Source organism: Planktotalea arctica (assembly GCF_002105285.1).
In the GTDB taxonomy this organism is placed as follows: Bacteria; Pseudomonadota; Alphaproteobacteria; order Rhodobacterales; family Rhodobacteraceae; genus Planktotalea; species Planktotalea arctica.
This window is the reverse complement of sequence record NZ_MUHR01000006.1, coordinates 242,532-261,933: the sequence shown is the minus strand read 5'-3', so window position 1 is coordinate 261,933 and position 19,402 is coordinate 242,532. Positions and strand designations below refer to the sequence as shown.

Sequence of the window (19,402 nt, the reverse complement as noted above, 5' to 3'; positions counted from 1 at the left end):
CCAGACCGGTCACGCATCAAAAACATTCCAATGGTGGCTGCGAGCCCACATTGACGGATGCTGCACCTTGCACCAATGGCTGCTATCGTTACGTTTCGGGTAACAACTCGCCTGTGATATAGGTGTACGACCCACGCACCAATTGAATCACCATGTCCAATTCGGCTTCGTTGATCGGGGTATAGATCATCACGAACCCCTCCCAACCTGCACGTTGATCGGCCCAAGGATGCGCCACGGCCCAACCGGCGTCTATTGCGGCGCGAGCTGTGTCCGGGTGAAGCGACGCATGAAGGCTGCCATCAGGATGAAGATGCGCAAACTCACGCCCCCCGACAATTGCCTGTGGTTGGGCTATGGAGATATCGCCTGCCAGTTGAAACCCGACGGCACCGGGGAGAGACACGCGGGTCGCCCCGAGTACAACTCCGGGGAACTCTGCGACCTGACGCAGCATCTCTTCTGACAGTTCAGGGATTGCCTGCATGTCGATCTGCACATGCGGCACCCCATTCGTTGTCTCAGGTCGAGGAGCCTCCCGCATAGGGAAGGAACTGTCTTGGGCGATTGCTGGCGCAGACATAACCAGCATGGAAGCCGCGGCCGAGATCAAACATAGTTTTGAAAACGTCATCATATTAAGATCCTTATGGTCTGGGCCGCAGATTTGATTGTGTGTGACTTAGGTCGCGTGAAAGGCTTGGCTCACAGCGTAGGTGTCCTCGAACCAGTTCCAAAGCACGACCTGACCGTCGCGTACCTTAGCCCGCAGAGCAAAGGTGAACTCCTCCGTTTCTACACCTGATCCTGTCAGCAGTAATTTCATCCGACCAAACACGGCCACCGTGTCACCAGAAGCGAAAGCATCCTGATTTTCCCAATGGGTCACCTGAACATTCTGGGAGAAATCACCTAAAAAACCAAAGATTGTCTCCTTGCCCTCCCAGGTACCGATCCATGGCAGGTCAGGGTCGCCTTCGTTTTGCCAGACCATGCCATCCGCCATCAGTGCGCCCATGCTTTCCATATCGCCGCCACCCATCGCACCCATGAAGGCCATCACAGTATCGAAGGAGGCTTGGCTTTCATCGGCCGTCTGCGCTTTCGCTGATGTCGCAAGGGCAAGTCCGGTTGCGGCGGCTACAGATGCCGTCAGAAGCTGTCGTCTTTGCATAGTTAAATTCCAATGTTTGGTTATGATTACCGGCCGGAAAGCTGCTGCAGTGCGCTGGCCCAGTCTTCGACATGATAGGTGCGAACAATCACACCATCGTCCAATTCGTGGATATCAATGGTCAGGATGTCGAAGCTGCGTCCTTCACCATCCACCCCAAAGAATGGCCCCGTCGGTGTTCCCGTTGCACGGCTGCGCACAGTCACAAAATTTCCGTCCTGATGCATGGCCTGTACGGACCAATCGAGGTCTGGAATGAGTTGGCTGAAGAATCCCATCTGGCCTACGAAGCCGTCACGGCCCTCGTTGTCCCCTGAATAGTCGCCAACGCTTTCCCAGTTTTCTGATGTTGCACTGAGAAATGCGGCCACTTGTGCTTCGGAACCGGGATTGCTGAGCAGGTCGTAGAAAGCTTGCACAGTAGCTGTGTCGTCGGCTGCGGCACTTGTTGCGATGGATGCGAGGCCAAGTGAGGCCGCTGCGAGAGTTGTTCGGAACGCGTTCATGGATATGTCTCCTGGTCGATCAATGATGGTACCGCCCCGTTCTGCGGGCGGTGTGAAACCAAGATGGACAAACCCCGATACAATCATAAGATAGAATATATAAATTTAACTGTTCGGATTACTTGCATAATGATTGACCGATTACGCCAGATGGCGATTTTCGCCAAAACGATTGACCACGGGTCCTTTCGAGGGGCTGCACGAGAACTTCGGCTGTCGCCGTCAGTGGTCAGTCACCATGTCTCGCAGCTTGAAGAAAGCCTTGGCGTCGCGTTGATTTATCGCTCGACCCGAAAGCTGACACTGACAGCGGAGGGGCACAGGTTGCTGGCTGCGACGCACAAGATGCTGGAGGCAGTCGAAGGCGAACTGGCCGAGCTCTCTGTTTTGGCAACTGCGCCAAGCGGTGAACTCCACTTGACGGTTCCGTCTGTCCTTTCACAATCGCATTTCATCAAGCAGGTTGCTGCTTTTTCCGAAGCATACCCTCGGATCAAATTGTTTCTGGATTTTTCTGATACACGACGTGCATTAATTGACGATGGTTTCGATATTGCGATCCGAATGGGACCGAAGGCAAAAAACTCAGCCACTTCACGCAAGCTGTTTTCGGTCCAACGTAAGCTGATCGCGTCTGCTGAGTATCTTTCAACACGCCAAGTGCCAAATGATCCGAAAGACCTTGTTGATTGGGATTGGTTGGTGCTCACACCGGCTCAGAACGTCCCTGTAACCTTCAGCAAAGCCGACAGCACTCAAGCAACAATAAAGCCAGAGGCGCGTATCTTTGTGAATGATGCGAATGCGCTGTATCGACTGGCGCGCACGGGCATCGGGCTTGCAATCGTTCCAGACTTTCTGGCCCAAGTTGATGTGGAAGCTGGGTCAATGAAATATGTGCTGCCCGATTGGGAATTGCACACGATTGATGTCTTCGCAGTGTGGCCAGCTAACGCGCCGAAGCATGGTCTTATTCATCTGGCATTAGACGCCATAAGCCAGAGATGATCCTTAAAGCAGGCATTGGCGCAGCCGCAGCGAATTCACACTTCGTCCCGCACTGGCGACTTTCGCTGCCACAATGGTGAGTGGCCGCTTTTTGCATCAACGCAGGCAGTCTCTAATTATCATTCCCTAAAATCTCGAAGATCCGCGCATAGTCTTCACTCATCTTCCGCGCCTGCTCGAAGACCTCACGCCGCTCTTCGTCCTGGCACCGGAAGTACTGCTCGACATCGTCAAAGTATGTCTCTGCGTCGCGTCTCAGCAGGTCAGCATACGCCCGAACATCATCGGCATCGGTCGGCATCAAAGGCACTATCGGTGGTAAACAATTCCCCGCGACTGAGGTAGAACCCCAGCCCAAAACGGCCAGAACCGCCCATGTCTGTTTCAAAACTCTCATATTATCTTGGCTCAGCCACTCCGTTGCAGTATCTTCGTTTCAACGCATAAAGAACGCATTAAGTCAAAATGCACCTCTTGATTGCAAGATTATAATAATGTATCGGTCTGGTAGTCCATGAGGGACTGCCGGGTCCATGCACAATTCTGCAAGGCTCGTTCCGATGAATTTGATGCAAGACACCCCCAATGTTGTTAGCGAAGAAGGGCTGCGCACACTGCTTGCCGAGGGACATTCGGCGGATGTCGTGTGCCGCGTTACGCCCAAACGAACAAGTGCTCAGTGGTCCGGAATTTGGACCGTGCATTGCGTCTCGCCTGACGGTGAGACGCGCCGTCTGCTTGTTACCGCGCGCAACAACATGGCGGCCCGAGAGTTCAAGACGATCAACGGCTTATCGAGCTTCCTTGCCGGGCTGGGCGTGTCGATTATTTCGATCCCAATGGTCGAAGGAAAAACCGCTTCGCACAAGATGGACGACGCCAACTAAGCCACTCGCAGTCCTTGCTGCGCTCATCGCAGCCCCTGCTGGCGCTGAAGGTTTCGTGCTCTCAATGCGGGCCGATGGCCAGTTGGAAACGAAAGCACCTCAGTCCGGTTTCGCGCAAAGCTACATCGACGGAGTGGGCGCGAAGGCACCAGAGCTGACCGTTTTCGCAGCACCTGAACCGCAAGCGCCCCGCACTTCGCCTGCCCCAGCAATCCCCCGCCCCGAAATCCTCGCAGCCCTTGAAAGCACCGCGCATCGCTATGGCGGGCACTCTGCCCTACGCCGCGCCGGTCTGTCTGTGTCCGAATGGCAGACGCTTTTCCAAGCAAATATCGAGATCGAGAGCGCCTACCGCGCAAACGCGCTCAGCTCTGCAGGTGCGATCGGCCTCGGCCAATTGATGCCAGCCACAGCTGCGCAGCTTGGTGTGGACCCTCACGACTGGCGGGCCAACCTGGATGGCTCTGCACGATACTTACTGATGATGCTGGCGCAATTCGGCACGCCGGAACTTGCACTTGCGGCTTACAACGCGGGGCCTAACGCGGTCGCGCGCTACGGCGGCATTCCCCCTTACCAAGAAACCCAAAATCACGTGCGCCGTGTCATGGCCGTTCGTGATCGACTGACTGGAGCCTCATGATGCACACACAAATCCGCATGATCCTTTCGCTGGCTCTGACCAGTTTGATGATTGCCAATCCCGCGCTCGCGCAAAGTATCGACCTCTCGCCTGTACAAAACCTTTTGCAAGGCATCGTCGACACGATCACAGGCCCCTTGGGCATCGTGATCGGCACCTTGGCTTTGATCGGTGTGTTCCTGTCCTGGCTTTTCGGGATTCTGGACTTCCGCCAAGCTCTTTGGGTGCTGGTCGCAATCGCGGGCATCGCGGCTGCGCCGACCATCGTGACCGCCATCTGGGGCGCGTAAATCCGATATGGCAACGCAAACCCCTCTTTTTCTGGGCCTAATCCGGCCACCAAAGCTCATCGGGCTGCCGATCATGTATGCGATGGTCTGGCTCTTCGGGTTTGTGTTGCTTTTTCTGTGGGTCCAAAGCTGGCCGGTGATCGTCGCCGCCGCTCTGGCCTATCCCGCCTTGTGGAAAGCCGCTGACTGGGATCCTGCGTTTCTTGAAGTGCTGGTGACCGCACTGCAGGAAACGCCACCGACCCCGAACCGCAAGATCCATTCAGGGGACAGCTATGCTGCGTGACCCTTCGGATGATCTTGCCATATTGCCAGACTGGGCGCGCAAAGAACGCCCCATGGCCAGCATGCTGCCCTATGTCAGCCTCGTGGATGACATAACGATCCGCACGCGCGGCAATGCCCTTTTCCAGTGTATCCGCCTCGATGGTGTCAACAGCATGACCAGCGATGACGCGCACCTAGAGAAGATCCGGGCTCTCTTCGCTGCCATCATCGCGCAGATCGGGCCCGAATATAGTTTTTACGTGCACAAGGTTTCAAAGGCGATCGAGACCACCCTGCCGCCGATGCCCGACGGGGGATTTGCGCAGGCGCTCGATAACCGGTGGCAGGCGGCCATGGCGAAAGCAGGCCTGCGCGACAAAACACTCACGCTCACGGTTCTAAAGCGTCCGCCCCCTGGCGCGCGGCTGCGCCTGAAACGCTCAGACTCGATCGCTCAGCTCAAAAACCAGACAGCTAAGCAATTGCGCAAGCTCAGCGAGGTCGTCGGGTTCCTACAGTCGTCGTTTACAGAGATGAACCCGCGCCTGCTCGGGGCGGAAAGCGGCGAACTGCTGGGCTTTCTTGGCGCACTCAACGTAGGTCAGGAACGGCCACTCTTCGCAAAATCGCGCCTTGGTATAATTGCCGAGGATGTGGCCAACACGCGGGTCACGTTTCAGGGGCGAAGCTTCAAGCTGGACGACGGAACGGCAGGCACGCGGTTCGGCACCAGCTTCGCGATCAAGACCTATCCTGCAAGAACCAGCTGCACCATGTTCGATGAGCTCAATCTGCCCATCGACATGGTTGTCACCCACTCCTTCGCGCCGATCAACAGCAACATCATGGCCAGCCGGATCAAACGGCAACAACGCCTAATGAAGGCTAGTGATGACGGGGCCATCTCACTGGCCGAAGAACTGGTCGATGCGCTGGATGATCTAGAATCCAAGCGGCTCAGCTTTGGTGATCATCACATGACTGTCACCGTCTTTGCCGAAACCGAAGAAAAGTTGGAGACCATCGCTGCCGAGGTGCGCAATATCGCCGCCAGTGAAGGCGTCAATCTGGTCAATGAAAGTTTTGCCGCCCGCACCCATTATTTCGCGCAACATCCGGGCAACGGGCAGATGCGCAGCCGAAAGGCTGCCATCACAAACACAAACTTTGCCGACCTCGCAGCGCTTCATCGCAGTCAGCTGGGCAAACCTGGCCATAAAGTGCCCTGGGGCAAACCGATTACCCTGTTCCCGACACCAGAGCGCTCGGGCTTTCTCTTCAACTACCACGAGACTGGCCAGCCCGACAAAGAACCGACCGGTGGTCATACCTTGATCCTCGGCCGTCCTGGTTCAGGTAAATCGGTCTTGTCTGCATTCTTGATGACCCAGGCCCGGCGCTGCGAAGCACGGGTGTTTGTGTTTGATTATCGTATGGGTATGGAAATGGCGGTGCGCGCAAACGGCGGGCGCTACAGCGCAATCAAGGCAGGAGAAGCAACCGGTCTCAACCCGCTCCGCACCGAAATTGATGGGCGCGGCCAAGCTTGGCTCTCTGACTGGCTCGCCACGCTTTTGCACCGCACAGACAAGCCCCTGAGCCCGGTCCAGATCAATCGCATTCAAGAGGTGGTGCGCCAGAACGCCGGTGCCAACGATGCAGCCCTGCGCAACTGGCAAGACCTGGCCTCTCTCTTCGTGGCTGGTGCCGATGAAGGAGACATGTTCGAGCGGATCCAGGAATGGACGGCTGATGGGCGCTACGGCTGGATCTTCGGGCAAAGCCTCGAAGACAGCTTTTCGCTCGAGGGCGATGTGGTGGGCTTTGATCTAACCGGCATTCTCGACAGCGAAAGCGAGAAAGAACGTATGGCGGTGCTGTCCTATCTGTTTCGGCGGGTGGAACGCGTGATTGAAGATCGCAAACCTACGCTGATCATCATCGATGAAGCATGGAAAGCGCTCGACAATCCGTATTTTGCGGACAGGCTCAGCAATTGGCTGGTGACCGCACGCAAGCAGAACGCAGTCGTCGTTATGATGACCCAATATGCCAGCCAGCTTGAAAAAACCCGGACAGGCAAAACGATTGTCGAGGCCGTTCCTACGCAAGTCTTGCTTCCCAATATTCGTGCTTCGGCCAGTGATTACGCAATGCTCGGACTCACTGACAAAGAGCTCAGCGTGCTGCTCGGAACGGGCAGCAATTCCCGTCTGGCGCTGGTGCGCGACGATCAAGGCTCGGTCGTGATCGATGCCGACCTCAGCGCCCTTGGTCCGTATCTCACGATCCTTGGCGGCATGGAAAAAGGCGAAGCGCTGGTCGGCGCGGATTATCGCCAGAACCCTGTTTTTTGGAGACAGATTTGATGCACAAGCTTTTCGTCATGACACTCACCCTTCTGACCCTCACGGCCTGCGCGGAGTACCGGCCCTCTGAGGCAGAATGTTTCACCTCCTTTGCCGAGGTCAGCCGCAGTAATTGCAATTTCGAACTGCTTGGACCGATTGGCGACCTTAATGAATAGCCTTTGCCCGCATATCCTTGCGGGCTTGATCTCGCTCGCAGCGCCCATGGCGTTTGCGCAAGGCGTGCCAACCTTTGATGCAGGCATGTTCTTGCAGCGTGAACGCGTGTTGAACCAAGGCGCGCGGGATTTGGCGCTGCAGCAGGACCGCCTTTCCAGAGAAGACGCGCTAGAGCGGCTCGAAGAGGAACAACTGCAAGCGCTGGAGGACATCCTTGATGCATCCACGCTCGGCAGTGGAAATTCGGGTGTTCTGGTCGCCAGTTTGGAAACAGGCACTTCACCGGGAAGTGCTGCAGGTGCGCTCTACGGTCCGGTCGATCCCAACCCAGGTGCTGCCCAGATGTTTGGCGATGCCTCCGGCTCCATCGAACAGCTAATCATTCGCGCTGCGATAGAAACGCACAATATGTCCGGTGTGCGCGCGGCGGGCTTGTCCCCCAAGCAATGGCGTTGCCTGTTGCAGGCGCTGATCTGGCAAGAAAGCCGTTTCACCATTGGCGCGCGCTCCCCCGTTGGCGCGTTCGGCCTCACTCAGATCATGCCGGGCACCGCACAGGATCTCGGGATCTATCCCGCCTATTATGAAAACCCCTACATCCAGGTCAACGGCGGCGCGCGCTATCTGGCACAGATGCTAGCCATGTTTGATGGCAACATCATTCACGGTCTGGCCGCCTACAACGCGGGGCCCGGAAACGTGCAGCGCTACGGCGGAGTGCCACCCTTCGCAGAGACCCAGCATTACGTTCAGGTTATCCCAGAGCGCTATAACCTTTACCTCGCGCGCGTTGGCGGCGTTGATGCGCTTGGCACCATCGATCCCGTGCTGCTCGCAAATTCGACCATGAGCCTCACCTCCTATGGCGCGGGGATCTATGGCGATTATTCCATTGTCTCCGTACGCTCAGCGGCCCTGCGCGTGCAGGACATCATCACTCGCATTGGCGAAACGGACGATATTCATGCCGCCATGTCGCTTAACACTTACGCACGCGCCGAACTGGCCCGCCTAGTAGCAATTCGTACCCGCCTCAAAGCCGCTCATACCCGCCCCCTTGGCGCTGCCGAGCTAGCCATGGCCGCCGCTCAAGTCCGTGAGCAAGACTTCATGCAATTCGATCTGGAGGCACTTCAATGATCCGCTTTTTCTCAGCCCTCATCACATGCGCGATGCTCGCGGTCTCGCCTGCAATCGCCCAAGGCGTGCCGACGATCGACACCCGCAACATTGCGCAGGAAATTCGCCAATTGCAGCAGATGCTCGAAGATTTCGGCATTCAGACAGACCAACTCGACACGCTTCTCGAACAGCTCGATCTGGTGCAGCAGCAACTCGACACGTTGAACGAAACCTACGCGGCCCTGACCGGCGCGACGGACATCATCGAAATGGCCATGGGCGGCGATCTCGACGGGCTTCTCGATCAAGAGTTCGGCGATCTTCTTGGCACCATCCGACAAATCCAAAGTGGCGATTTCAGCGGTCTCATCGGCAATGCCGCCCCTCAAATGGAAGGCCGCATGACACAAGCATTGGAAGACGCGGGCTTTGATCAAGACAGCCTGTCGGACATGGCCAGCAGCGGTAATCCGGGGGCTGAGCGGATTGCCAGCCAAGCAGGCACCGGGGCGATGATGTCAGCTGCGGCCGAGAACAGCTATGACGAAGCCGCGCAATCTCTTGAACGGGTCGAGCAACTGGTATCGCTGATCCCGGACATGGAAACGCTCAAGGAGGCCGTAGATCACAACACTCGCGTCACCGCCGAGTTGGCCATTGCAATGACACGCATGTGGGAGTTGGAAGCCATTCAAACCGTGGGCGCGGGCCAATCCGGTGTTGTCGATGCCGCCACGCTGGCTGAAGAGCGCCGCTATATGGATTTCACCCTGCCAGACCTGCGTGTGGACTGACCATATGAGCAGCGAAACAGAAATCATCGAAGAAGAACTTGTCTATGGGGCGCGACGCCGCGAGCTCCTTTGGCAAAAACTAGGTCTGACAGGAATGGGCTTTGGCATGGCAGGTTGCCTGGCCGCTGCCCTCGTTGCCCTGTTTGACGTCGACCCGCCGCCAATGATCGTGCCCTTCGATAGTGCAACCGGCATGGCCCTCCCCAATGCCACAGTCGAAGCAGTCTCACTCACGGAACGCCCCGCTATCATCGAGGCGCAGGTCTACCGCTATGTCATCGGTCGAGAGACATATAATCAGCTCGACAATGACGTGCGCGTGCGGCGGGTCCTGGATCAGTCGGATGGGGCCGCCGCAACAGGTCTGCGTGCGCTCTGGACCAGCGGCCATGAGGCATATCCACCCGACAGCTACGGCACAGATGCGCGGCTTGAGGTCGAAGTGCTCTCGATCACCCATATCAGCGCAAACCGCGCGCAGGTGCGCCTGCGTAAACGGCTAAGCACGCCTCGCGGCAATCAAAACGGGCTCTTCACTGCAACGCTGATGTTCGAGTTTCAGCCCGAGAACAGCCGGTCGATCGACGATGTCTGGCAAAACCCTTTCGGCTTCACAGTCACTGAATACGCGATCCGCTCGGATCGTTTGGAGTAACCTATGGCCCGCATGTTCTTGATCTTCACTGTCCTCTTTCAGCTTGCTGGCACCGCCCATGCAGAAACTCAGCCGCGACAGGGCCCCTATGATGCCCGCGTCCGACTGGCCACCTATCAGGATGGGCAAGTCTATCGCATCAGCACCAGCCTGACCCATGTCACCAGCATCGAATTTGGCCAAGGCGAGACCATCCGCTCGATCATCGCAGGCGACACCGAAGGCTTCCTTTTGGACGGCGTGCCCGGCGGTCAGGCCTTTGCAATCAAGCCAGTCTCGCGCGGCGCGCATACCAACATCACCGTCTACACCAATCGGCGCAGTTATTATTTCAACGTCACTGAGGCGAGCTCACCGACGTTCTATGTCATCCGCTTCACCTATCCAGATTCTGCTCCCCAGCAATCTCGAGTTGCCGCAAGCGAGCCCGCAAACCATGCTTACGGGGTCAGCGCGCGATCAGAGATCACGCCGCGCGAAATCTGGGACGACGGCACATTCACCTATTTCCGTTTTGCCGCAAACGCGCCGCTGCCCGCGATCTTTCGTTGGTCTGGGGGCAATGAACGCAGCGTGAATGCGCTTGCCCAGACAGACGGCGTCATCCGCGTTTCAGGTGTCAACGATCGGTGGGTGCTACGGCTCGGCGAGGATGAGATCTGCGTGCAGGAGATGAGCGAGGCAGATCACAATGAGTGAACCGGCTGAGTTGAAGAAACGGCTAGAAGCAATTGAAGGGACTGCACAAAAGGCTCTCAAACGACCGTCATTACTGACTGTTGCCCTCGCCATCGGGGGCATCGTTTCCCTCAGCGGCCTACTGCTGCTCTTCTCCGGTGGCTCAGAACAGGAAGCCCTTGAAACCGCCTCGCCTGATGAGTTTCAAGCGGCAGGACCGGGCTTTGGCGTTATTGAGCCCGGCCCTGCACCGATCGACACAACGCCGCCTCCATCGGAGCCAGAACCCAACCTAGAGTCCGAAGAGCTGCGCGCGCAAATGGATGCGATGCGCACCGAACTCGCGGCATTGCGCAATGCGCCAGCACCCGAGGCACCAACCATCGATTTTGAAGCGCTCGATACCCTGAGCGCAGAGGTCGATGCCCTGCGCAGCGAGGCAGCAATCACCCAAGCCGCCTTGCGCGAAGAACTGGAAGAACGCGCGCGCCAGATCCAGCGGCTGCAGAACGACCTGGAACTCGCGCGTCTGGAAACCCCGCGCTCGCCCGCACCAACTGGCCCCACGGCCGAAGAGCTGCGCCTCCAGGAGCTAGAGCGGCGGCGGCAAGCGGAACTTGAAGAATTAGAGGCCCGCATCGCCAGCCCGATTATCGCTTTTGGTGGCACTGGCGGTGGGAGCAGTGAGACGGCTGCGCAGCAGCGACGGCTTGATGGCGACACCGAGTTTGTCCGCAATGGAGCCGAACCAGCCGAGGTGACGCAGGCACAGCTGATCGTGAACCCATCCAACACAGTTGTTCAGGGCACGATGATCCAAGCGGTTTTGGAGACCGCAATCGACAGCTCGCTGGCCGGTCAAGTGCGGGCCATGGTGTCGGAGGACGTCCATGCCTATGACGGCTCGCGGATCCTGATCCCACGCGGAGCACGCCTTATCGGACGTTATCAGTCTGGCCTCGATATCGCACAGCAGCGGGTAACCATCGCCTGGGACAGGATCATTCTCCCTAGCAACCAAACCGTTGAAATCAGCGCTTTCGGTGGCGATGAACTGGGCCGCTCAGGCACGACCGGTTTTGTCGACAGCCGCTTTGGCACGAGGTTCGGCTCGGCTGCGTTGATATCGCTGATCGGAGCCTTGCCTGCCGCCGCCGCGCAGAACACCGAAGACGCAATCACCTCGGACGTGCTCGAAGGCATAGGCGAAGACTTCCAAGACAGCGCGCAAAGCGTGATCGGCGAATATCTCTCGGTCTCGCCCGTGATCTATGTCGATCAAGGTGCCCGCGTCACGGTGATGGTCGACCGTGATCTGGAGATCTTCTGACCATGGCCGCCAGCTATCTTCAAAGCTCGCTGGACAAGATCCCCGAGGCGCGTGATCCAAAGCTGATTGAGCTTTGCATCAATCCTGATGGTTCGCTTTGGGCGGAGTTTCAGGGAGATCACTTCATGCGGCCCGTCAATCGACAGCTCTCGCCGAATGAGATCAAAGACCTTGGCAACCAGATTGCCTCTGCTGCAAACACCACTCTCAGCCGCATCAAGCCAATCGTATCGGTGAGCATCTCCTATCGCGACCGCCCTATTCGCGCACAAGTCATCCAGCCCCCGGCCGTTGACGGCGGCTATGCGATTTCTTTGCGGTTCTTCGCAGATTTGCCGCTGGAGCAGATCAAACTGTCCTATCTCTTCGGCAAAGAGCGCAGCAATGAAGGTGCGCGGCGCAAGCGAAACGCCGAACTGCGCGATGTCGTGGTAACTGGTAACATCGATGCCGCAATCAAATTTTGCGTCACCCATAAGCTCAACATGATCGTGTCCGGCGGCACCTCGACCGGCAAGACCGTCACGGCGCGCAAAATCCTCTCATTTGTGCCAACCGACGAGCGTATCGTCACCATCGAAGAGGCCGCCGAGCTGCGTCCAGCACAGCCCAATGTTGTCACTCTGATGTCCGACCGAGATGAAGCCACGCGCAGCGCGGATGTACTGCTAACCTCCACCCTGCGGATGCGGCCGGACCGCATTGTCCTTGGCGAAGTGCGCGGCAAAGAAGCCATGACCTTCCTCGAGGCCATCAACACCGGCCATGGCGGCTCTCTCACCACGCTTCACGCCGAAACGCCACAACTTGCCGTACAGCGTCTCGCCATTGCAGCCCTAAAAACCGATGTGCCCATGACCTATCAAGACATGAACGACTACATCACCCGGTCCATCGATGTGATCATTCAAGCCGGTCGCCATGAAGGCGCGCGCGGCATCACCGAATTTTACCTGCCAATTGATCCGGCCCAAACGAAGGAAACAGCCCATGTTTGAATACAAGATTGAACTGATCAACACCGCCAAGACCAAGCCACCGAAGATCGAAGCGCAGCTGACCGCTCTCGGTCAGGACGGCTGGGAGTTGGTGTCTGTGGTGCCGGATTTCGACGGCGAACACATCCTGAAGGCCTTCCTGAAGCGCGACATCTGGCGTGTCAAACCGACCGAGAAAGCATAGGAGCACCCAATGGGCGTCGTCACCTGGATGGTTGAGACAACCGACAACTTTATGGACGACGCGGCCCAAACCACTTTTGGCAACGTCGCCGGTCAGCTAGGCGGCGTCATTGCCGTGGCCTCCACGCTCGCTGTGATCGGCGTCTTCATCAACATGGTGTTTCAGTACAAATCCATGGACGGACGAACCGCATTTTGGTTCGTCCTTAAACTCATGCTCATCTCGCTGTTTGCGATGAATTGGGTCCAGTTCAACGCGGTCGCAAGCGCCCTCATCGACGGTCTAGACCAGCTCGCAGGTAGCATGGTCGCAGGGCTTGGCGGCGGCGGTGCTGGGGCTGGATATTTTGCCAGTGCATTTGATGATCTGATCGAAGAGTTTGGTAATTACCTAAACGCGGCGGGCGATAACATGCATTGGATGGCCGGGGCTCTCATCGGCGCGATCGGCGCTTTCCTCCTTGGCGTGATCGGTGCGCTCTGCGGCCTTGTCCTGATCTTTGCAAAGATCATGCTGGCCTTCATGATCGGCATCGCCCCCATCATGATCGCGCTCTCGCTGTTTGATATCAGCAAGGACTATTTCCACCGCTGGCTGTCCAGCACCGTATCCTACGCGCTCTACCCGCTCGTGATCGCCGGGGTATTTTCCACTGTCGTCGGCATGTCGCGCTCGCTCATGACCGAACTCGGCGATCCCTCCGGCGCAAGTAACATTGGCGCACTGGTGCCCTTCTTCATGATGATGTTCCTCGCAGGCGGCATGATCATCGCCACACCGCTGATCGTTAGGTCAATCTCGGGCAACTTCATGATGGCAGGGCCACCGAGCATTCCTGGCCCTGGCGGCTTTGCAAAGGGCTTGATCGGCACAAAGGGCTCTCACGCGAGGGCGCGATTTGGAAGCCGGTCAAATGCTGAGATCGCGGGGGCTGGAATACGGCATGCGGGCAATGCGACCGTTTCGATGGTTCAGAGGGTGGCAGAGCGGGCGAAGCGGTTGGAATAGGGTTTCGGCACTTGCTCGGCATTCACTAGTTTAAACTTGCTGCAATGCAGCTTTTCAAATGCAGCTGTGGGATAATGTTTAGCGATCTTGCGACGATGACATATTTGAACGCGATGTCGCAGTACTATCATCCTTCTCACGATAACAAGCAGTGCGCTGTCCATCCATTTCAAGGTACCGAAGCTCTAAGATGGGCGCATTATGCACAACCTGCCGCCAACTGTGGCATCCATACTTGGCAGGCAGTTGTTCAGGGTAACGCGTAGCAATCCAATTGCCAGCATCATCTACAGGTGCCCACCCATCGACAGCCAACGCACCGATTGCTTCTCGCAAGGCGCTCACTATGCCCGAGGCGTCCCAATTTACTTTTCCATCGGGGGTAATTCCGTTGACAAATACGTCGTTGAACTCCTCCGACTGCAAGACTTCTAAGAGAGCCTGCCGCGTACTCTCCATACGTTTAGCCCATTCCCGAAGTTGTTCAAAGTGTTGGTCGATGCGGTTGTATGCGGTGGCCAATGCATCTTGCGCGCCACGGCATCCGTCCGAGCTCCAGAGATCGTGCTTGTCGATAAAGTGGTGAACCAGATTTTTCCTTAGAAGTACCATTTCTCTCAGTTCACTCTCTACCCGGACGAACTCTGCGGCCGGTAAACCAAGTGTCATCTGCATGGCGAACCAATTGGCGTTCTCGGGAGAGTTGGTTTTCGTCTCTTCGGGAGGGTTGGCCCCGTCGGCAACGACATACGATCCAATGAGATCGCCAACCAAGGTGCCGAGCGTCTTACCAGCAGTCGCGTCAATCTGCTTGGCTCTTGCCTGCTGCAAGTTATGAAACGGCCCTGAGATCTTATGATCCGCCACCATGGCTTTGATCAGGCGCTCATACTGTTGCAACCGTAACATGCATCGACCCAGCAACCGCTGAACTTCTTGCTGAAGTGTTTGCAGGTCTTCTTCATTTAACATCGTCATAGTACAATCCGGTCTCCGCGCAGGTCATATCAACCATATTTCGACCCGCAATGCGATGCTTTAGATCTTTTTGTCGAACCCAAAATCATTCCCAAGATCTAGTGCTACCGGCCCACAGGGGACGTTCGCTGGGTCGGTCCGCGCTGCGCTGCAGTTTTCGCATTGCTGCCGTTCGTGCATCGTGCAGCATTTTGTCGGCTAAAACGTCGGTCAGCGGGACCAAGCGACATTTCGCTGCAACCGCGCTAATCACAGCTTTCCATGCTTCGCAGCACAACTTCCATTGCGTATCAGCGCGTCACTTTTGCAGGAACCAATGCTAATCGCCTTTGATCAAATCAACATGCACCTGAAATAGACGGGCATAGCTAGTGCCGTTGAAAAATGAGAGTGAGTCGAGCCCTAGAAGCAAAAAGTTTCTCTTCAGCGCGTTGGGGTGATTGCACCTTTATGGGCGATGACCTTCAAAGAGCAATTATGCCCATCGACTAGAGCCTTTGCGATGTTGCTATTCTGAAAGTAGCTGCCGAGGAAAGCGCCGTTGAAGCTGTCCCCGGCGGCGGTTGTATCAACGACCGAATGCGCTTTTTGGTAGACAGGTTGCTGCACAGATTCAGTTGCGATGGAACGCGGGCCGCGCGAACCTCGTTTTAATGCCCCGAAATTTAGGCCCCATTGGGTTAAACGAGCAATGACATCTTGTTCGGATTCATCTGAAAATAAGGCCATTTCATCGTCCACAGACGGGAGACCAATATCTGCCAGCCGCCATGCCGCTTCCACGCTGGACTGTGCAGTGGCGGTGTCGGGCCAGAGTTTCGGACGGTAGTTAGAGTCAAATACAATAGTCTTACCGCAGCTTGCCAACCAATCCATGAAACCGTCGCGGACAACTTTGGGAAGGATTGCCAAAGTGATCGCTGAAAAATAGATGACATCAAATCCTTCAAGGGCGGAAAAACCAGCTTCGAAAAGCGTGCGAGCTGCAGAATTTTCGCGCCAATAGAGGAACGAACGCTCCCCATCTGGCGCTGTATCGATCGCATACAGGCCAGGCAATAAGTTCGGATGCTTTGAAATATTCGTCGTTAAGATTCCGTGATCTGAAATGAAGTCCAACATCCGCTGTGAAAACACATCGTTGCCAACAACGCTAAAGAAAGAAACGCTGTGCGCTGCTTTGAGACTGCGGCGCAGATATATAGCCGTGTTGAGTGTATCACCTGCGAAACTAACACGCGGCGTTGCACCTTCAAAAGCTAACTCGATCATTGCTTCGCCGATACAGGCTACTTTGAGCGGAGTGGTCAATTTAGTCACCTATCGGCTTTGGCCCTGAATCTTTGGACAGAGGGAGAAGTGAAGTTCGAATACGACGCAGGTTCTCTTTGACGCGTTCGGGGCGTTTTCTAGCGGCACCAGCTGCCAAAACATCAACAATCGCAACAAAAACAAGCCGAGACGCTGATGGCTTGTAGATATCTTGATCTTCTGGGACGTCGATTTGTATTGAGATGTCTGTAAGATTAGCGAGATCTGAACCCGTCTTGGTCAAACTGATTGTCGTAGCCCCGTATTGTTTGGCGATTGCGACACTATCCAAAAGCTCGGCTGGTTGACCACTTGAAGAAATGGCTACCAGCACGTCCCCTTCTGTGAATGTAGACGACAACATGCGCTGCAGGTACCCGTCCGCATGCGCCTCGGACGGTATGCCAAGTCGGAAAAACCGGTTCGCGCCTTCGCGAGCGACATTGGCCGAACCGCCGCCAACCCCAAGAAACGCAATCCGTCTCGCATTCGCAAGAACGTCCGTGGCGTGATCTATAGGCTGACCATCAAGCTGTTTGCGGGCAAGCGTAAGCGTATCGACCAACGTGCTGAAAACCTGCGTTACCAATTGACCCGATTCAGATTGATCGCCATTTGGCCCCCCGAGATATTGCAGGCTTACTGCAACACTTTGAGCGAGGCGAATTTGGAAATCCCGGAAACCTTCGCATCCGATCGTCGTGCAAAACCGGTTCACTGTCGCGACTGAAACCCCAGTCGCATCAGCGATTTCATGCTGGGATAGAAATGAAATCTTTTCGAGATTTGCGAGAACAAAGTCAGCAACCAGTTGTTCGCGCTTAGGGAAGGTTCCCTCAAGCGCGCGCGTGTGTGAAATTAAGTCGATGACTTTGATCATTCGCTGAATCGCTTCCTATACTGGCTTATACGCGATCACATCCATTTCAACTTTTGCGTCGACCATGATGGCACTTTGAACAGTTGAACGCGCGGGCGGATGGGCCGTGAAGTACTTTGCAAACACCGAATTAAAGCTTGTGAAATCGCGCGGATCATCAAGCCAAACGCCGACTTTCACAACGTGCTCTAGCCCACAATCTGCAAGTTCTAGAACCGAAATGATGTTTGCCATTACGGCTTCTGTTTGGGCAATGATTCCCCCGGTGACAACTTCGCCGTCCATAGTCGGTACCTGTCCAGAAACATAGACAAAGTCACCAGCGCGCACAGCTTTGGCGAACGGACGCGGTGTGCCGCCAGCAGCGGCATCTGCACCATCCATGCGAACGATTCCCAATGTTTTCGTAGTCATATGCATTCCTAAATGTAAGTTACTTACGCAATGTATCCTTATTTTGAGTAGAAATCCAGTAATGTTTGACAGACTCACTTCTAAATGTAAGTAAATTACATCACAACGAACCATAAAGTGATAGACTGACAGAGGAGGAGGACTGAATGACTATTAAATCATGGATGAAATCAGCGCTTGCGGTGGGGGCCCTAATGACCCTGACGACTGGCGCTTATGCGGACGGTATGTTGCGCTATGCAACTGTGGGCGAACCCCCAAGCCTTGACCAACAGGTCATCACATCTGATTTGGCGACAACAATCGCGCATCATATGTTTGAGGGACTTTATACGTTCAATGGAGCCAACGCACCTGTGCCATTGCTCGCGTCGGGTGAAACCGTATCCGAAGACGGCAAAACCATTGTGATTTCATTGCGCGAAGGTGTGCAATTCCACAATGGCCAAGCAATGACATCCGCGGATGTTCTGGCCTCGCTACAGCGTTGGGGTGAATTTGGATCCCGTGGCAGCTTGATCTTTGATCACGTCGAAAGCGTTGAGGCGTCAGGCGAGTATGAAATCACGCTGAACCTGAAAGAGCCGTTCGGCCCTTGGAAGAACTTGATGGCCTTCATCAATGGTGGCCCAGCGATCTACCCTGCGAGTGTTGCGACTGGCGCCACCAAAGAGCCTATTTCGCCAGAAAACTACATCGGCACGGGCCCTTACAAGTTCAATGCTTGGGAAGCGAACCGTTACATCGAGCTGGTGCGCTTTGACGATTATGCATCCCCAGACGGTGAAGCCGACGGGTATGGCGGCGCGCGCGTTGCTGATTTCGATACGCTTCGCTTCATCCCCGTATCTGACGTTGGCACGCGCATCGCAGGCGTTCGTGCTGGTGATTACGACTACGCTGAAAGCATCCCCGGTGATCTGTTTGCCGAACTTGATGCCGATGCTGGCGTAAAGACCATGCTAAACGGCGGGCCGATTTTCGGCTTGGTGTTCCTGAACTCCAGCGATGGACCGCTCAAGGAAAACTTCGCTCTGCGCCGTGCCATTCAAACGGCGATCGACAAAAAACCAGCATTGCAAGTCGCGATCGGCCCTGAGGGTCTGTGGCGTGCAAACGGGTCTTTTGCACCAGAGGGTAGCGTTTGGAATACACCTGAAGGCACTGAAAACTTCAGCAAAGGTGACGCTGAAGCCGCCAAAGCTATGGCCGCAGAAGCCGGTTATGATGGCGAGCCTATCAAGTTCATGGTGTCGACAAACTATCCGTTCCACTACGACAGTGCGATCGTTTACACCAAGCAACTTGCGCAAGCTGGCTTCAACATTGACCTGCAGGTTTATGATTGGGCGACGCTTATTGAAAAGCGCGCGCAGCCAGACCAGTGGGATCTCTTCTTTACCCATCACGGTTTTGTGCCGGACCCCATTCTGATTTCGGTCATGAATGACAACTACCCCGGCTGGTGGGCAACACCAGAAAAGAAGGCGCTGAAGGATCGCTTTACTGCATCTTCTGATCCGGCCGAGCGTCAAGCGATTTGGGCCGAACTTCAGGCTCTTATCTACGAGCAGGTGCCAACCATGAAGACAGGCGATGTCTACACTTACAACATCGCCTCTCCCAAACTGAAAGGCCTCGGCGAGCAAACGCTCATCTGGCCTAGCTTCTGGAACGTCTCCAAGTAACGCTCCACTGCGCCCCCCGCCAAACGGTTTGGTCGGGGGGCAACACCCTATCCACCTCT

Annotated in this window: 24 protein-coding genes; 16 read left to right on the top strand and 8 right to left on the bottom strand. The window is 55.9% G+C overall.

Annotated elements, in window-relative coordinates; genetic code table 11:
• Window positions 1-88: 88 nt before the first annotated feature.
• From B9P63_RS08530 to B9P63_RS08520, 3 genes are read right to left on the bottom strand one after another with little or no spacing between them, the layout of a single operon-like run.
• The gene (locus B9P63_RS08530; protein WP_085308124.1) at window positions 89-637 is read right to left on the bottom strand and encodes a luciferase domain-containing protein; all 549 of its coding nucleotides are present in this window, start codon (window positions 635-637) and stop codon (window positions 89-91) included.
• 45 nt (window positions 638-682) lie between these two features.
• Window positions 683-1,174: a nuclear transport factor 2 family protein gene (locus B9P63_RS08525; RefSeq protein WP_245830598.1), complete on the bottom strand. Its 492-nt coding sequence runs from the start codon at window positions 1,172-1,174 to the stop codon at window positions 683-685.
• A gap of 26 nt (window positions 1,175-1,200) precedes the next feature.
• Window positions 1,201-1,680: an ester cyclase gene (locus B9P63_RS08520; protein WP_085308123.1), complete on the bottom strand. Its 480-nt coding sequence runs from the start codon at window positions 1,678-1,680 to the stop codon at window positions 1,201-1,203.
• A 150-nt stretch (window positions 1,681-1,830) separates the two neighbouring features.
• On the opposite strand from B9P63_RS08520, the gene B9P63_RS08515 reads away from it, so the two are divergent.
• Window positions 1,831-2,688 (top strand): LysR family transcriptional regulator, encoded by an 858-nt coding sequence (locus B9P63_RS08515; RefSeq protein ID WP_245830597.1) that lies wholly within the window; start codon window positions 1,831-1,833, stop codon window positions 2,686-2,688.
• A gap of 112 nt (window positions 2,689-2,800) precedes the next feature.
• Here the strand turns inward: B9P63_RS08515 and B9P63_RS08510 are convergent, their stop codons facing one another.
• Window positions 2,801-2,989 carry a hypothetical protein gene (locus B9P63_RS08510; protein ID WP_085308121.1) on the bottom strand — a complete coding sequence of 63 codons (189 nt, stop codon included), beginning with the start codon at window positions 2,987-2,989 and terminating at the stop codon, window positions 2,801-2,803.
• 259 nt (window positions 2,990-3,248) lie between these two features.
• Here B9P63_RS08510 and B9P63_RS08505 point away from each other — a divergent pair, with 259 nt between their 5' ends.
• The 14 genes from B9P63_RS08505 to B9P63_RS08445 all read left to right on the top strand — a co-directional run bounded on the left by B9P63_RS08505 (window position 3,249) and on the right by B9P63_RS08445 (window position 14,072).
• Window positions 3,249-3,575 (top strand): hypothetical protein, encoded by a 327-nt coding sequence (locus tag B9P63_RS08505; protein ID WP_085308120.1) that lies wholly within the window; start codon window positions 3,249-3,251, stop codon window positions 3,573-3,575.
• Between the two features lie 64 nt (window positions 3,576-3,639).
• Window positions 3,640-4,218, top strand: coding sequence for a lytic transglycosylase domain-containing protein (locus tag B9P63_RS08500; protein ID WP_085308119.1), 579 nt, complete (start codon window positions 3,640-3,642; stop codon window positions 4,216-4,218).
• Window positions 4,218-4,508 (top strand): TrbC/VirB2 family protein, encoded by a 291-nt coding sequence (locus B9P63_RS08495; protein ID WP_085308331.1) that lies wholly within the window; start codon window positions 4,218-4,220, stop codon window positions 4,506-4,508. Before B9P63_RS08500 ends, B9P63_RS08495 begins: the two co-directional genes overlap by 1 nt.
• Window positions 4,509-4,515: 7 nt before the next feature.
• Window positions 4,516-4,794, top strand: coding sequence for a VirB3 family type IV secretion system protein (locus tag B9P63_RS08490; RefSeq protein WP_085308118.1), 279 nt, complete (start codon window positions 4,516-4,518; stop codon window positions 4,792-4,794).
• Window positions 4,784-7,144, top strand: a complete 2,361-nt coding sequence (locus B9P63_RS08485) for a VirB4 family type IV secretion/conjugal transfer ATPase (RefSeq protein ID WP_085308117.1) — start codon at window positions 4,784-4,786, stop codon at window positions 7,142-7,144. The genes B9P63_RS08490 and B9P63_RS08485 overlap by 11 nt, the downstream gene beginning before the upstream one ends.
• Window positions 7,145-7,161: 17 nt before the next feature.
• Complete coding sequence (locus B9P63_RS19175; RefSeq protein ID WP_176219126.1) at window positions 7,162-7,302, top strand: hypothetical protein; 141 nt, start codon at window positions 7,162-7,164, stop codon at window positions 7,300-7,302.
• The gene (locus tag B9P63_RS08480) at window positions 7,295-8,443 is read left to right on the top strand and encodes a lytic transglycosylase domain-containing protein (RefSeq protein ID WP_085308116.1); all 1,149 of its coding nucleotides are present in this window, start codon (window positions 7,295-7,297) and stop codon (window positions 8,441-8,443) included. The genes B9P63_RS19175 and B9P63_RS08480 overlap by 8 nt, the downstream gene beginning before the upstream one ends.
• Window positions 8,440-9,219, top strand: a complete 780-nt coding sequence (locus tag B9P63_RS08475; protein WP_085308115.1) for a type IV secretion system protein — start codon at window positions 8,440-8,442, stop codon at window positions 9,217-9,219. The genes B9P63_RS08480 and B9P63_RS08475 overlap by 4 nt, the downstream gene beginning before the upstream one ends.
• A 4-nt stretch (window positions 9,220-9,223) precedes the next feature.
• On the top strand, window positions 9,224-9,874 hold the full coding sequence (locus tag B9P63_RS08470) for a VirB8 family type IV secretion system protein (RefSeq protein ID WP_085308114.1): 651 nt from the start codon (window positions 9,224-9,226) through the stop codon (window positions 9,872-9,874).
• Between the two features lie 3 nt (window positions 9,875-9,877).
• Window positions 9,878-10,573 carry a TrbG/VirB9 family P-type conjugative transfer protein gene (locus tag B9P63_RS08465; protein ID WP_425439738.1) on the top strand — a complete coding sequence of 232 codons (696 nt, stop codon included), beginning with the start codon at window positions 9,878-9,880 and terminating at the stop codon, window positions 10,571-10,573.
• Window positions 10,566-11,882, top strand: coding sequence for a TraB/TrbI/VirB10 family type IV secretion system protein (locus B9P63_RS08460; protein ID WP_085308113.1), 1,317 nt, complete (start codon window positions 10,566-10,568; stop codon window positions 11,880-11,882). The genes B9P63_RS08465 and B9P63_RS08460 overlap by 8 nt, the downstream gene beginning before the upstream one ends.
• Window positions 11,883-11,884: 2 nt before the next feature.
• Entirely contained in the window at window positions 11,885-12,880 is a 996-nt protein-coding gene (locus B9P63_RS08455; RefSeq protein ID WP_085308112.1) for an ATPase, T2SS/T4P/T4SS family, read from the top strand.
• A complete protein-coding gene (locus tag B9P63_RS08450) occupies window positions 12,873-13,064 on the top strand; it encodes a DUF4177 domain-containing protein (protein WP_039004598.1) in 192 nt (63 codons plus the stop codon). Before B9P63_RS08455 ends, B9P63_RS08450 begins: the two co-directional genes overlap by 8 nt.
• Window positions 13,065-13,073: 9 nt before the next feature.
• On the top strand, window positions 13,074-14,072 hold the full coding sequence (locus B9P63_RS08445; RefSeq protein ID WP_085308110.1) for a TrbL/VirB6 family protein: 999 nt from the start codon (window positions 13,074-13,076) through the stop codon (window positions 14,070-14,072).
• Window positions 14,073-14,150: 78 nt separating this feature from the next.
• Here the strand turns inward: B9P63_RS08445 and B9P63_RS08440 are convergent, their stop codons facing one another.
• The 4 genes from B9P63_RS08440 to B9P63_RS08425 all read right to left on the bottom strand — a co-directional run bounded on the left by B9P63_RS08440 (window position 14,151) and on the right by B9P63_RS08425 (window position 17,625).
• Window positions 14,151-15,050, bottom strand: coding sequence for an OST-HTH/LOTUS domain-containing protein (locus B9P63_RS08440; protein WP_245830596.1), 900 nt, complete (start codon window positions 15,048-15,050; stop codon window positions 14,151-14,153).
• A 423-nt stretch (window positions 15,051-15,473) separates the two neighbouring features.
• Entirely contained in the window at window positions 15,474-16,370 is an 897-nt protein-coding gene (locus B9P63_RS08435; RefSeq protein ID WP_425439737.1) for a sugar kinase, read from the bottom strand.
• Window positions 16,363-17,241, bottom strand: a complete 879-nt coding sequence (locus tag B9P63_RS08430) for a MurR/RpiR family transcriptional regulator (RefSeq protein ID WP_085308109.1) — start codon at window positions 17,239-17,241, stop codon at window positions 16,363-16,365. Before B9P63_RS08430 ends, B9P63_RS08435 begins: the two co-directional genes overlap by 8 nt.
• 15 nt (window positions 17,242-17,256) lie before the next feature.
• Window positions 17,257-17,625, bottom strand: coding sequence for a RidA family protein (locus tag B9P63_RS08425; protein ID WP_245830593.1), 369 nt, complete (start codon window positions 17,623-17,625; stop codon window positions 17,257-17,259).
• Window positions 17,626-17,801: 176 nt separating this feature from the next.
• Between B9P63_RS08425 and B9P63_RS08420 the strand changes: the two genes are divergently transcribed.
• Window positions 17,802-19,343: an ABC transporter substrate-binding protein gene (locus B9P63_RS08420; protein WP_095533008.1), complete on the top strand. Its 1,542-nt coding sequence runs from the start codon at window positions 17,802-17,804 to the stop codon at window positions 19,341-19,343.
• Window positions 19,344-19,402: the final 59 nt, after the last annotated feature.